16 protein-coding genes are annotated in these 13,107 nt (G+C 62.9%); 5 read left to right on the top strand and 11 right to left on the bottom strand.

Annotation, left to right across the window (positions count from 1 at the left end; genetic code table 11):
• Positions 1-131 precede the first annotated feature (131 nt).
• Positions 132-461: a hypothetical protein gene (locus ABRP30_RS13600; RefSeq protein ID WP_349975294.1), complete on the top strand. Its 330-nt coding sequence runs from the start codon at positions 132-134 to the stop codon at positions 459-461.
• Positions 462-494: 33 nt separating this feature from the next.
• On the opposite strand, the gene ABRP30_RS13595 is transcribed toward ABRP30_RS13600, so the two are convergent.
• Positions 495-692, bottom strand: coding sequence for a hypothetical protein (locus ABRP30_RS13595; protein ID WP_349975295.1), 198 nt, complete (start codon positions 690-692; stop codon positions 495-497).
• 192 nt (positions 693-884) lie between these two features.
• Here ABRP30_RS13595 and ABRP30_RS13590 point away from each other — a divergent pair, with 192 nt between their 5' ends.
• Both ABRP30_RS13590 and ABRP30_RS13585 read left to right on the top strand, forming a co-directional pair.
• Positions 885-1,685 (top strand): lipopolysaccharide biosynthesis protein, encoded by an 801-nt coding sequence (locus ABRP30_RS13590; protein WP_349975296.1) that lies wholly within the window; start codon positions 885-887, stop codon positions 1,683-1,685.
• Positions 1,686-1,758: 73 nt separating this feature from the next.
• On the top strand, positions 1,759-2,259 hold the full coding sequence (locus tag ABRP30_RS13585; RefSeq protein WP_349975297.1) for a methylated-DNA--[protein]-cysteine S-methyltransferase: 501 nt from the start codon (positions 1,759-1,761) through the stop codon (positions 2,257-2,259).
• 41 nt (positions 2,260-2,300) lie between these two features.
• Here the strand turns inward: ABRP30_RS13585 and ABRP30_RS13580 are convergent, their stop codons facing one another.
• Positions 2,301-2,543: a hypothetical protein gene (locus ABRP30_RS13580; RefSeq protein WP_349975298.1), complete on the bottom strand. Its 243-nt coding sequence runs from the start codon at positions 2,541-2,543 to the stop codon at positions 2,301-2,303.
• Positions 2,540-3,283: a carbon-nitrogen hydrolase family protein gene (locus ABRP30_RS13575; protein WP_349975299.1), complete on the bottom strand. Its 744-nt coding sequence runs from the start codon at positions 3,281-3,283 to the stop codon at positions 2,540-2,542. The genes ABRP30_RS13580 and ABRP30_RS13575 overlap by 4 nt, the downstream gene beginning before the upstream one ends.
• Positions 3,284-3,485: 202 nt before the next feature.
• Between ABRP30_RS13575 and ABRP30_RS13570 the strand changes: the two genes are divergently transcribed.
• Entirely contained in the window at positions 3,486-4,178 is a 693-nt protein-coding gene (locus ABRP30_RS13570; RefSeq protein WP_241803492.1) for a metallophosphoesterase, read from the top strand.
• Here ABRP30_RS13570 and ABRP30_RS13565 read toward each other — a convergent pair.
• On the bottom strand, positions 4,159-4,773 hold the full coding sequence (locus ABRP30_RS13565) for a LysE family translocator (RefSeq protein WP_349975300.1): 615 nt from the start codon (positions 4,771-4,773) through the stop codon (positions 4,159-4,161). The genes ABRP30_RS13570 and ABRP30_RS13565 overlap by 20 nt on opposite strands.
• A gap of 86 nt (positions 4,774-4,859) precedes the next feature.
• Positions 4,860-5,681 carry an AraC family transcriptional regulator gene (locus ABRP30_RS13560; RefSeq protein ID WP_349975301.1) on the bottom strand — a complete coding sequence of 274 codons (822 nt, stop codon included), beginning with the start codon at positions 5,679-5,681 and terminating at the stop codon, positions 4,860-4,862.
• Between the two features lie 131 nt (positions 5,682-5,812).
• Between ABRP30_RS13560 and ABRP30_RS13555 the strand changes: the two genes are divergently transcribed.
• Complete coding sequence (locus ABRP30_RS13555) at positions 5,813-6,436, top strand: LysE family translocator (RefSeq protein WP_241803489.1); 624 nt, start codon at positions 5,813-5,815, stop codon at positions 6,434-6,436.
• A 9-nt stretch (positions 6,437-6,445) separates the two neighbouring features.
• On the opposite strand, the gene ABRP30_RS13550 is transcribed toward ABRP30_RS13555, so the two are convergent.
• From ABRP30_RS13550 to ABRP30_RS13525, 6 genes are all read right to left on the bottom strand, one after another.
• On the bottom strand, positions 6,446-6,721 hold the full coding sequence (locus ABRP30_RS13550; protein WP_046786145.1) for a peptidylprolyl isomerase: 276 nt from the start codon (positions 6,719-6,721) through the stop codon (positions 6,446-6,448).
• A gap of 36 nt (positions 6,722-6,757) precedes the next feature.
• Positions 6,758-8,719 (bottom strand): acetoacetate--CoA ligase, encoded by a 1,962-nt coding sequence (locus ABRP30_RS13545; protein ID WP_349975302.1) that lies wholly within the window; start codon positions 8,717-8,719, stop codon positions 6,758-6,760.
• Positions 8,720-8,790: 71 nt separating this feature from the next.
• A complete protein-coding gene (gene eco / locus ABRP30_RS13540; RefSeq protein WP_349975303.1) occupies positions 8,791-9,270 on the bottom strand; it encodes a serine protease inhibitor ecotin in 480 nt (159 codons plus the stop codon).
• Between the two features lie 55 nt (positions 9,271-9,325).
• Positions 9,326-10,096 (bottom strand): 3-hydroxybutyrate dehydrogenase, encoded by a 771-nt coding sequence (hbdH, locus tag ABRP30_RS13535; protein WP_349975304.1) that lies wholly within the window; start codon positions 10,094-10,096, stop codon positions 9,326-9,328.
• 11 nt (positions 10,097-10,107) lie between these two features.
• Positions 10,108-11,499, bottom strand: coding sequence for a GntP family permease (locus ABRP30_RS13530; RefSeq protein WP_349975305.1), 1,392 nt, complete (start codon positions 11,497-11,499; stop codon positions 10,108-10,110).
• A gap of 221 nt (positions 11,500-11,720) precedes the next feature.
• The gene (locus tag ABRP30_RS13525) at positions 11,721-13,103 is read right to left on the bottom strand and encodes a sigma 54-interacting transcriptional regulator (protein ID WP_349975306.1); all 1,383 of its coding nucleotides are present in this window, start codon (positions 13,101-13,103) and stop codon (positions 11,721-11,723) included.
• Positions 13,104-13,107: the final 4 nt, after the last annotated feature.

The raw sequence follows: 13,107 nt of genomic DNA, 5'->3' as shown, positions 1-13,107 counted from the left end.
TTTTCATTCTCAGCGCCCGCGCCTGAGCAGGCTTGATTGCATGCGGAACGATTTCGAGTCCTACCTTGGTGGATTAGTGCTGATGCAAAACCGTGGTTAAAATGCACCCTGTTCACTTGAGTCAAATGCAAATGCCTAACTTTCGCATCTTTTTCTGCTCCGTTCTGGTGATGAGCCTGGCCGGTTGTGCAAACCCCGGAAAGCCGACAGCCAGCAAGCTGACCCGCAAGTCGCCAGAAGGCTATGTCGCCTGTGTATTGCCCAAATGGCAAGCGCTGGCGCCAATGACGACGCAAAAAACCATTTCCCACGGCTACCGCCTGACCGCACCCAGCGCAGTGACTTCCGACGAAGTCCTTGAAGTCGTGGAGTCCGGGGAGGGCAGCCGGGCGACGTTCTACAAAGGTAGTTTCCTCTCGGGCAACAAACTGCGCCTGGCGGCCAGGGAGTGCCTGGATTGAGGTGACGCCTGGCTCCTGGCACTCCCATGCCTTCTAGGCCTTCAGGTTCATCTGCCGGCATTGCACCTGCGCATCCTCTTTGCTGGAGTAACTGGGCTTGAGACGCTCCTTTGCTTGGTTGTCGTAGATGTCGTAGCCGCCGCTGACGGTTGCTGCGTAATAACGGCCGGCGACACGGAATGATTCCCTTTCGATAGGTACTGCGGGAACGATAACGAATCTTGGTTGCATTGTTCGTGCCTCCCCAGGCAGAGAGTTAAGTATTAGTACCGCCAGGGGTAACCAGCAAGGAGACTCATGAATAAATGACGCCGGCGCTTGATACGCAGGGCCAGACATTGCCCAGGTGTGTGCGCTCTGTATAAATGATCGTACGGTGCCCGGGGTATTGTGTTTTGAGTACTGCAAACCGATGATGGCACGATGAATACATCTCCTACACGGCTCAACGCCGAGCGTGGCGCGTTCTCAAGTTTCGAGGCGTGCCGAAATACCCAGAAAGGGCCTGTGGTGATTCTTGCGTCGGGCGCTTCTGCCAAACAGTTCCCCTTGCTTGAATTTGCACACCTTCCTGTGATTGCCATGAATGGTTCGGTTTCCCTCACCGATGCGTGTGGTGTGAAGCCGTTCTTTTACCTCTGCACCGACAAAAGCTTTCCCACGCAGCAGCCGGCGTTGTTTGCCCTGGCGTTGCGCGATAGCCAGCGCTTGGCATTGTGGCCCGAGCAGTTTGTCGGCGCGGATATCCCGCTCGGTACCGCGTGTTACCCACTGCATAAAGCCGACAACCCCGGCTTGCTCGACGGGTTGCGCGGGCACGGCGCGTCCCATGTCTGCAGCAGGGCGTTGTGGAGCAAACGGGCGCGATCGATCGCCTTCAGCAAAGACCTCTCAAGGGGCTACTACGATGCCCGGACAGTGGTTTATGTAGCGCTGCAACTGGCCTATCACCTGGGTTTCGAGCAGGTGTTGCTGGTCGGTGTCGACCTCGACCAGTCACTGGGGCGCTTTTACGAGCAGGCCGAGGGGCAGCATTCCCCCTGTGGGCTCGATCAGCACTGGGAGAGCCGCATACTGCCGTCGCTGACGCTGATGGCCGAGCAGGTTGTCAGCGAGCGGTTCCGGGTTTACAACCTGTCCGAGGTTTCTCGCATTCCCGCGACGTTGATCCCGAAAATTGACCTGGCCCAAGCCCGCCGCATCGCGAGCGGCGTGGATGCCTGAGCAAGAAAACGGATGCGCGGTGCCAGGGCCGACGCTACAGTGCCCGCACCCAGCCTTGCAGTGAGAAAATCCCATGTCCAGTGCCTTCACCTTGATGCAGTCCCCGGTCGGCACCTTGACCCTGGTGGCCCGCGGCGAGTGCCTGGCCGCTGTACTGTGGGAACAGGAGCGGGAGAACCGCGTGCGCCTGGGTGAGGTGCATCGCGATGATGAAAAGCCAATACTGCGCCAAGCCGCTGGTCAGTTGGATGAGTATTTTGCTGGCAAGCGCCAACGTTTCGAGTTGGCACTGGACTTTGCCGGCACCGCGTTTCAGCGCCAGGTGTGGGCGGCGTTGCTCACCATTCCGTTCGGCCAGACCCGAAGCTACAGCGACATTGCCCGGCAGATCGGTAACCCCAGCGCCGTACGCGCGGTCGGTGCGGCCAACGGCCGTAATCCGATCTCGATCATTGCCCCGTGCCACCGGGTGATCGGCGCATCCGGGAGCCTGACCGGGTTTGCCGGGGGAATACCGACCAAGCAGTACCTCCTGGCGCTGGAAGGCCAACAGAGCCAGGCTTGGGACTTTTAGCCAGGTATTGGCGGTGAAGGGTCGCGACTGAAACTGGCCACTCAACTGACCCAGTATGCGATCAGGCAAACCACCACTGCCAGCGTCGAGCCTGCCATCAGCGTGTACTGCCGATGCGCCCGGCGGGCCTGGGGCCTTACTTCGCGCAGGTACTGGCCGGGCGGTGGCGCATCCGGGCGATGGCGCAACCCCTCGGCCAGCTCATTCAGATGGCTGTCGATCAACAGGCCCACCACGTGATGGGTGCTGGCAAAACAGGCCGCTGTCAAAAGCAGATACTTCATGGCGACGGCATGCTCAGCGATACGCCGCTGGCGCTGGCGTTCGTGGTATCCAGCAAGATGATGCCTTCCTGGCGGCCGTCCAGCGCTGCCAGCAGGTTGCCCTGGCTGTCCCAGGCCGCCGAGCCGCCGGCACCCACGAAGTTGTCGGCCGGCCCCACGCAGTTGGCCATCAATACCGGCATACCCAAAGTGCGAGCGACTTGGGGGTAGTGCTCATGGCCTTCACGGACGCCCTTTGCCGTTTTCGCCACGCTCACCAGATACAGTTCGGCGCCGCTGTCGCGGGCTTGTGCTGCGTGCGCGAGGAACATCGACTCGTAACAGATGGCGGGCGCTATCTGCAGTTGCCCTGCGGCGAAAACCAAGGGCTGATCGCCCGCGGAGAAAAACGCCAACTCGTCCTCGTGCAGCCGTTGTTTGGCGTAGGCCAGCCGCGGTTGACCGGGACGCAGGATCGGCATTGCGATCTGAATGCCATCAGCCGTGGGCAGCGGCAGGCCCACGGCTACGCAGATTTCCAGGCGGTCGCAGAGTTGCTGTAACGGATCGAGCCGGGCCGAGGTGATCGGCAAGGCCACCTGCCGTGCCAGGGTCGGCTCGTAACCGGTCAGCGACAGCTCGGGGAATACCACCAGTTCGGCGCCCAGGCCTGCGGCCTGCTCTATGCAGTGCAGGTGACGGTCGAGATTGACTTGCAGGTCGCCTTTGACGGATGCCAGCTGTACGGCACAGAGTTTCATGGGTAATCCCTTTCCCTGGTACAGGTCGAAGGCCGAGCATACTACCGCCACGGATGCCTGTACCAGTGAAGGGTATTTCAGCGGGCCGCAGGCGGGGCGAAACTTGTGCCATGCTGTTGCTTGACAGGGGCATGAGCACGTCATGGACGAGCGCGGCACCCGTCGTCCGCTCCCCAGCGTGCAGCAGCAGAGGAAGAATGCAATGAGCCGGTTTCGGCGGGTAGCCGCCAACAGCCACGGCCGTGATCTGGCAGTTGGCGATATTCACGGGCATTTTCGGCGGCTTGAGCAATGCCTGGCGGCGGTAGGGTTCGACCCAGCAGTGGACCGGCTGTTCAGCGTCGGCGACCTGGTCGACCGCGGCCCTCATAGTCTCGAGGCACTGACGTGGCTGACCAAGCCGTGGTTTTACGCTGTGCAGGGCAACCACGAATCGTTGGCCATCACCTGTCATTACGGGGGGCGGCTGGATCTGGACATGTATCGGGCAGCGGGCGGCGGTTGGTTTCTCGACCTGCCAAAAGATGAGCAGGCGGTATTCGTCGAACACTTCCTGCAGCTGCCGATAGCCATGGAAGTGCAGACAGAGGCCGGACTGATTGGTGTGCTGCATGCCGACAGCCCCTTTACAGACTGGGCCGAGCTGCGCGCCAGTCTGCTGGAAGATGATGACCCGGGCGTGCGTGAAGTGTGCCAATGGTCCCGGCGGCGGCTCAAAGAAGGGGACACCGGCGCCGTTGAAGGCGTGCGTGCCCTGCTGGTGGGGCATACGCCGGTGCTCCAGGCCAAGCGGTTGGGCAACGTCTGGCACCTGGACACCGGGGGGTGGGCAAGCGGGCATTTCAGCTTGATGGGCTTGGCTGACCTGGCATTGCTCAACCCTGCGCCAGTTTGAACAGCAATGCACCTGCCAGTGCTATCAGCATCATCCCCGAGGCCCGCTCCAGCCAGGGCAGGGCATGAGCAAAGCGCCGCAGAAGGCGCTGGTTGCCGATCGCTGCCGCTACCAGTAAGTCCCACAACAGAACGGCGCTGAACATCCAGACACCATAGGCCCATTTCCAGCCAACACTGCTGCTGGCGACCATGCTGGCGAGGCTGGCGTAGAACAGTCCGTTCTTGGGGTTGAGCCCGCCCGATACGAAGCCCATGCCCAGCCCTCGCCACCACCCGCTCACTGCCCCTCGGGTACCGACCGCAGCCAGACTGGATCGTCCGGCGTGGCGCAGGAACAGCGCGCCTATGTAAAGCAGGTAAAGCGCGCCGGCCAGCTGCAAGGCGATGAACACCAGGCTGCTTTCCTGCAGTACCGCCAGGCCTGCGAAAGCCAGGCTGATGAACAGGCCATTGGCCAGGGCGATGCCCAGGCAGGCGCCGCTGGCAACGCGCCAACCGGCGCTGATCGAGGTGCGGGCGACCAGGAAGAAATCCGGGCCAGGGGACAGCAGGGCCAGGAAGTGGGCGAGGGCGACGATCAGAAACTGCTCCATGGGGCGGCTTTCTCAAGGGGTGGAGCCGCAGTGTGCAGGTGCGTCAGGAGCAGGTATTGAAGATTATTGCAGGTTGCCCAAGGCGGCTAACCCCGGCGCAGCCGATACTGACCCGGCGTCACGCCCACATGCGCCTTGAATACCCGCTGAAAATGGCTCTGATCGGCAAAACCCAATCGATAGGCCACCTCGGCCAGCGCCAGCCCGTCGCTTAGCAGCCGGCGGCCACGGTTGATGCGGGCATTGATCAGGTAGGCATGCGGCGTCAGCCCGGTGGCGGCGCGAAACGCACGGATCAACTGATAGCGGCCAAGCCCTGCTTGCCGGGCAAGCACTTCAAGGCTGAGCCGGGCAGGGTCCTGTGCTTCGATGTACTCAATCAGGCTACCCAGGGCCGGCAGGCCTAACACAGGCGCTGGCGCGGCTTCCAGGTGCGGATGCTGGGCAAAATCATGATCACCCATGAAGGCGATAAGGGCGGCTTCCTTTTCGCCGCTGCTTGCAGCCGAGAACAGCAATTCATTCAACGCACAGAATTCCCGGTACAACGCAGGCAGCCGGCTTATCCGTGCCGGGGCCCCCGGCGCGGCCGCATCGAGCCCCGACTCCAGCCGCAGCTGCGCAAGCCACTGGGCCTCGACATGCAGCATCTGGTAGCTCCAGGCCTGACCGGGTTCGGGGTTACAGGCATGCACCCGCTGCGCCGGCACCAACACCAGCGTGCCTGGGGTCAGGCGCTGTTGCCCATCACCTGCCCCGGTGAAGAGGCTGTACCCCGCGTCCACCGCTCCGATGGAGAAGGTCGGGTGACTATGGGCCTTGTAGCAGGCGCGGCTGTGGCAGGCCCGGCGGCTTTCCACCCAGGGCAGGGCCGGATCGCGCCAGAGTGAGGTGCGGGTAGGGTGCATGCTGAAGTCCTTGGTCTGGCTGGCAGCTTAACAGCGCCGAACGCACTGCCGTACAGTTTTTGCCTGTGGCTGTACCTTGACCCGGTACCGCTTGAGCATCGAAATTGGCGGCAGATTTCCAGGAGAACGAAATGGACCTGTCGAGCCTGCTGTTATTCATCCCTGCCTGCTTTGCCCTGAACATGGCACCTGGGCCGAACAACCTGTTGTCGTTGCACAATGCCAGCCGCTATGGCCTGCGTACCGCCTGCGTGGCAGGTGGCGGGCGCATCATCGCCTTCAGCGGCATGATTGCCTTGGCGGCGATGGGCCTGGCGGTGGTGCTGCACACCAGCGAATACCTGTTCCTGGTGATCAAGGTGGTGGGTGCGGCCTACCTGTTCTACATCGCCTGGCAGCTGTGGTGCGCTCCGGTGGGCGAGGCGCTGGTGGCCAGCGAGCAACCGCGTGGCAGTTGGCGCCTGGCGCGGCAGGAGTTCTGGGTGGCCGCGGGCAACCCGAAAGCGATCCTGATTTTTACTGCTTTCCTGCCACAGTTCGTCACGGTAGGCAGCACCACCCCGGTCAGTGAGCAGTTTCTCTGGTTGGGGGTACTGTTCCTGCTGCTGGAATGGGTGGCGATTGCCCTCTATGCCGGCCTTGGCGCCTACCTGCAGCGCTGGTTCAGCCAGCCGGGCCCGCGCCGGGTGTTCAACCGGGTCAGCGCCGGCCTGCTTGGTTGCGCAGGTCTCGGCTTGCTGGCCGCGCGCCGTTAACGGCGGGTTTCAGTCGCGGTAGAACGTCTGCACCAGGTGGTAGCCGAACTTGCTTTTTATCGGCCCGTGCACCACACGCAGGGGTTTCTTGAAAATCACCTGGTCGATCGCCCCGACCAGCTGCCCTGGCCGCACTTCGCCCAGGTCGCCGCCGCGCTTACCTGAAGGGCAGGTGGAGAACTTCTTGGCCAGCACGTCGAAGGCCTCGCCATTGGCGATGCGCTGTTTGAGCTTTTCGGCCTCTTCAGCGGTCTTGACCAGGATGTGGCGAGCTTGAGCTTTCATGAGACACCTGTGCTTCGGGGTGAAAAAAGGGCGCCATTATGCCTGAACGTGCAACTCCGTGCGGTCACGAAAGTATTCGAGCGCTTCGGGGTTGGCCAACGCGTCGGTGTTTTTCACGGGTAGCCCGTGCACCACGTTGCGCACCGCCAGCTCCACCAGCTTGCCGCTGATGGTCCGTGGAATATCACCGACCTGTACGATCACCGCCGGTACATGGCGCGGCGTGGTGTACTGGCGGATCACCTGGCGAATGCGCTGTTGCAAAGCGTCATCGAGCGTGAGGCCATCACGCAGGCGCACGAACAGCACGACACGTACATCGCCTTTGCACTGCTGGCCGATGGCGACGCTCTCAAGCACCTCTTCGACCTTTTCTACCTGGCGGTAGATTTCCGCCGTGCCGATGCGCACGCCCCCTGGGTTGAGCACGGCATCGGAACGCCCATGGATCACCATGCCGCCTGTGCTGAGCTGCTCGGCGTAGTCGCCCTGCGCCCAGACACCGGGAAATTGACTGAAGTAGGCCTCGCGGTAGCGGCTGCCATCGTCGTCGTTCCAGAAGCCCAGGGGCATCGACGGGAAGTGGCGGGTGCACACGAGCTCGCCTTTTTCACCGGTCACCGGGCGACCATGCTCATCCCAAACTTCGACAGCCATACCCAGGCCCTTGCAGGCAATTTCGCCTCGGCGTACCGGCAGCGTGGGGTTGCCCAGCACGAAGCAGGACACGATATCGGTGCCCCCGGACATGGACGCCAGGCACACTTCGGCCTTTATCTTGCGGTAAACGTAGTCGTAGCTGTGCGGCGACAGCGGTGAGCCAGTGGAGAGGATCAGGCGCAGGCTGTCCAGTCGATGACTGCGTGCCGGCTCCAGGCCCTCCTGTTCGAGCGCGGCCAGGTACTTGGCGCTGGTGCCGAAGGCCTGGATGCCTTCGGCGTCGATCAGGTCGAGCAGGCGCTCGGGGCTCGGGTGGAAGGGGGAGCCGTCGTACAGTATCAACGTGGCCCCCACTGCCAGGCCACTGGCCAGCCAGTTCCACATCATCCAGCCGCAGGTGGTGTAGTAGAACAGCACGTCATCGGCCTTGAGGTCATTGTGCAGGCCGTGTTCCTTGAGGTGTTGCAGCAACACACCGCCCGCGCTGTGGACGATGCACTTGGGCACGCCGGTGGTGCCGCTGGAATAGAGGATGTACAGCGGGTGATCGAACGGTAGCGGGGTGAAGCCTGGCTCACCGCCTGCCTGGTAGAAGTCGCCCCACAGGCTGACCTTTGCAGGGGTACTGAATTCGTCGGCTTGGGTCTGCTCGCGCGTGTAGGGCACCACGATCAGTTGCTGCAGCCCGGGCAACTGCGCGCAGACCTGGTTGATCTTGTCGACCTGGTCGATCTGCTTGCCGGCGTACTGGTAACCGGCACAGACGATCAGCAGCTTGGGCTCGATCTGGCCGAAGCGATCGATGATGCCGTGCAGGCCAAACTCCGGCGATGACGTCGACCAGATGGCGCCGAGGCTGGTGCAGGCCAGCATGGCCACGAGGGTTTCCCAGGTGTTGGGCATCACCGCGCCAATACGGTCACCTGGCTCGATGCCGGCATCCTTGAAGGCCGTTTGCAGCCCGGCCACTTCCGCGGCCAGTTGCGCGTGGCTCAGTGACCTGCGCTGGCCGTCCTCGCGCAGGGCCGTCACCGCAGTGTGATCGTCACGCCGGCGTAGCAGGTGCTCGGCGAAATTGAGCGTGGCGTCGGCGAACCAACGCGCATCGGGCATGTGCGCACCTTCGCTCAGCACCTGGCTGGGCGGGGTATGCCACAGCACCTGAAAATAGTCGGCAATGGCTTGCCAGAACGCGGCGCGTTGCTCGATGCTCCAGCGGTGCAGGGCTGCGTATTCGGTGAGCTGTAGGTTGTAGCGCCGGTTGATCCAGCGGCGAAAGGCATCCATCGTGCTGGCCTCGATTTGCGCCGCAGCAGGACTCCAAAGCACATCATTCATGCCATACCTCCCAGTGCCATGACGCACCTGATCAGCGGCTTGCCGGCGATCAGGTACCGCTACGCTTGAATTTACTCCACCTTGGCCGTTTGCACCTCCTGCGCTGCCGACCACACCCGGTAACGCACCTGCACACCTTCGGGCACATACACCACCACAGGCAACTTGCTGTTGTAGCGCAGCAGGAAGCCTTCACCGACCACTGGCACGAACGCCTCGGTCTTTTTGCCATCCGGGCAGGCCATCAGGGTGCTGGCCGGCCCGCCGACTTTGTCCAGGCGGTAATAACTGTAGCCCCAGCCTTCAAGGGTGTGTTCCTCCAGGCTGCCGGCCAGGCGCTGGCGGTTGCAGTCCACCTGGAGCGTCTTGCCAGCGATGATTTCAAGTTTGTGGGCTTGCTCGTCGGCTTGCGTGGGCAGGTGGATGACCTGCCGGGTAAAGCCTTTTTCGGCCTCGGGGTAAGGTGCGACGTCCTTCAGGCTGGCGGCCATCGCCGGGGCAGTGGCCGTCAGGGTCAGGGCCAGGATCGCGGATGGGGGGATCGGGCGCATAGGGCCTCCTTGCAGTTGAACGATGGCAAGCGCCGCGCCAGGCCGAGGCCACCCATCACTGGGCCAGCCAGCCACCATCGACATTCCAGGCGGCGCCGCGGACCTGGCTTGCGGCCTCGCTGCAGAGGAATAGTACCAGTTCGCCCAGTTGCTCAGGCGTGACGAAGGCCAATGACGGTTGCTTCTCGGCCAGCAAGTCCTCTTGCGCCTGCTGCGGGGTGACACCCTTGGCGGCACGTTCGTCGATCTGCTTTTGCACCAGCGGGGTCAGCACCCAGCCTGGGCAGATGGCGTTGCAGGTGACATTGCCGGTGGCGGTTTCCAGCCCCACGACCTTGGTCAGGCCGACCACGCCATGCTTGGCCGCCACATAAGCTGCTTTGCCGGTGGAGCCGACCAAGCCGTGCACCGAAGCGACGTTGACGATGCGCCCCCAGTTGCGCGCACGCATGCCGGGCAGGGCCAGGCGCGTGCCATGGAATACCGCCGACAGGTTCAGGGCGATGATCTTGTCCCAGCTTTGCAGCGGAAACTGCTCGACCGGCGCCACATGCTGGATGCCCGCGTTGTTGACCAGGATGTCGACGCCACCGAAGGTCTGTTCGGCAAACGCGAACAAGGCTTCTATCTGGGCGACATCGCTAAGGTCGGCCGGATGGTGCGCAACCTTCGCCCCCTGTTGCGCAACCTCGGCCACCGCCGCTGCCGGGTCGCCGAAACCGTTGAGCAGGATGTTGGCGCCGGCGCGGGCCAGCACCTGGGCGATGCCCAGGCCAATGCCGCTGGTGGATCCGGTGATGAGTGCAGTCTTGCCTTTGAGGGTCATGCAAAAGCTCCTTAGACGATGCCGGTGGCGTAGAACGTGGCGATGACCACGAAGACCGCCAGGGTCTTGATCAGGGTAATACCGAAAATGTCCTTGTAGGCCTCGCGGTGGGTCAAGCCGGTGACGGCCAGCAAGGTGATCACCGCACCGTTGTGCGGCAGGGTGTCCATGCCGCCGCTGGCCATCGCGGCCACCCGGTGTAGCACCTCGAGCGGGATGTTGGCGGCGTTCGCCGCGGCGATGAAGCTGTCGCCCATGGCCGCCAGGGCAATGCTCATGCCGCCCGAAGCGGAACCGGTGATACCCGCCAGCAGCGTCACGGTGATGGCTTCATTGACCAGCGGGTTGGGGATGCCGCGCAGGGCATCGGCCAGCACCAGAAAGCCTGGCAGCGAAGCGATCACTGCACCAAAGCCGTATTCTGACGCTGTGTTCATGGCGGCCAGCAAGGCGCCACCGACAGCACTTTTGGTGCCTTCGGCCAGCCGCGCACGGATGGCGCCGAAGGCGCAGACCAGCACCATCAGGATGCCCACCAGAAGCGCGGCCTGCACTGCCCAGATTGCCGTGAGCTTGGCCACGTCGCTGTTCACCGGCGCACTCATGCCCGGCAGCTGCAGGGTATGGCTGGCGCCGTACCACTGCGGGATCCAGTGGGTGAACAGCAGGTTCATCACACCCACCAGCACCAGCGGCGAGAGCGCCAGCCAAGGGTTGGGCAAGGTCAGGTCGGCGGCAGTCTCCGGTTCGTTGCGCAGGTTGCTGCCATAGCCCTCGCTGGCGCGCTGGGCTTTGTTGCGCTGGCGTTGCAGGTAAAGCATGCCGCTGCAGAACACGAACACCGTGCCGATCAGCCCCAGCCAGGGCGCGGCCCAGGCAGTGGTGTTGAAGAAGGTGCTGGGGATGATGTTCTGGATCTGTGGGGTGCCGGGCAGGGCGTCCATGGTGAACGAGAAGGCGCCCAAGGCGATGGTCGCCGGGATCAGGCGCTTGGGTATATCGCTTTGACGGAACATTTCTGCAGCGAACGGATACACCGCGAACACCACCACAAACAGCGATACCCCGCCATAGGTGAGCAAGGCGCAGACCAGCACGATCACCAGCATGGCCTGTCGCGTGCCGAGCAGGCGGATGGCCGCGGCGACGATCGAGCGCGAGAAACCGGACAGTTCGATGAGCTTGCCGAACACTGCGCCCAGCAGGAACACCGGGAAGTACAGCTTGATGAAGCCGACCATCTTTTCCATGAACACCCCGGTGAAGGCGGGCGCCACGGCGGCGGGGTCGGTCAGCAGCACCGCGCCGAGGGCGGCGATGGGCGCGAAAAGGATCACGCTGTAACCGCGGTAGGCGGCCAGCATCAGCAGGGCCAAAGCGGCGAGAGCGATGAGCACGGTCATCGGGTAGATCTCCTGGGTAAGTCTTGTTGTTATCGGTAGCCGGGAGATAGCGGGAATCGTGCCAATATTTAAGTCATTGATTTGTATCGTTTTTTACTAAAAACAAGATCGCTGTGTCTCCCATTCGAGACTGACTTGGGCAAGAATCCAACCCAAACGCCGCGTCTGTCAGAGCGCTAAGCGCTGTCTCCGATCAGAAACATTAGTCTCTAAAAAGAGACTTACACTCCCAAAGCCACCCTTTTCTTGTAGAACGTCGAACGACCCAAGCCCAATGCTTTCGCTGCTTCGACCACATTTCCGGCGTGCTCGGCCAAGGCATCGGCAATCAGTTTGCGCTCGAATTGCGCACAGGCATCGCGGTAGCTTTGCCGCTGGGGTGGCGTAGCAACGGGCGTCACCGGCCCGAGTGCCTCGCGCACGTCCATGGCGGCAAGGCGCGGCTGGTCCGCCAGCAGGGTCGCCCGCTCCAGCACGTTGCGCAGCTCACGGATGTTCCCGGGCCAGGCATGGCGGGCCAGCAATTGCAGCGCATCGGGCTCCAGCTCGAACTGGCTGCCCAGTTCGGCGAGGATCGCCTCGCACAATGCCGGCAGGTCTTCGAGGCGCTCGCGCAGCGGCGGGGCCTGGATTGGCAGCACATTCAGGCGGTAATACAGATCGGCGCGGAACGCCCCGCGGGCGATGGCCGCCTGCAAATCGATCGAAGTGGCAGCGATGATACGCACGTCGCTGCGCAGCATCTGGTTCGAGCCCACCGGTTCGTATTCCTTCTCCTGCAGCACTCGCAGCAGCTTGCTTTGCAGGGCCAAAGGCATGTCGCCGATTTCGTCGAGGAACAAGGTGCCGCCTTCGGCCAACTGCAACTTGCCGCTACGCCCCTTGCGGTCAGCGCCGGTAAAGGCGCCTGGTGCCGTGCCGAAGAACTCGGCCTCCAGCAGCGCCTCGGGAATCGCTGCGCTGTTGATGCTGACAAAGGCTTTGTGCGCACGTGCCGACGCTGCGTGGATGGCGTGGGCCAGCAGCTCCTTGCCGGTGCCGGTTTCGCCAAGCAGCAACACGGGTGATTCGCTGGCCGCGCCACGCCTGGCCCGGCGTTTGGCCTCAAGGCTCGCGGCGCTGCTGCCGACGAACTGGGCAAAACTGTATTTGGCCTGGCGCGCGCGCAACTGCGAGCGTGTCGTGGCCAGTTCCTGCTGCATGCTCGAATAGCGCTTGAGCAGTGGCGACAGGCTGCGCAATTGGTCGAACAGGGCAAAGCCGATGGCACCGATCAGCGCCCCTTGGGCATCGTGAATAGGCAGGCGCATGACCACCAGTGGCTCGTTGGGAGTGTCGAGCATGTCCAGCAGGATCGGCCGGCCGTTACTCACCACCTCGCGCATCAGGCTGCCCGGGATCACCGTTTCGCATGGCTGGCCGATGGCACTGGCTGCGTCGGCCAGGCCAAAACGCCGGGCGTAGCGTTCGTTCATCCACACGATTCGCGCCTCGCGGTCGACGATCACCGTGCCTTCGCTGGACTGCTCGATGATTTCGAACAGCGAGCGGATCGCCAGTTGCCGTACCTGAGGGTAGTCCTTGAGGGTGTTGCTTTCGTGCATGGCA

The sequence above is a fragment of the Pseudomonas sp. WHRI 8519 genome, assembly GCF_040224055.2.
Lineage (GTDB): Bacteria > Pseudomonadota > Gammaproteobacteria > Pseudomonadales > Pseudomonadaceae > Aquipseudomonas > Aquipseudomonas putida_X.
Note: the sequence above shows the minus strand (reverse complement) of the source record. Positions and strands in the feature narration are given on the sequence as shown.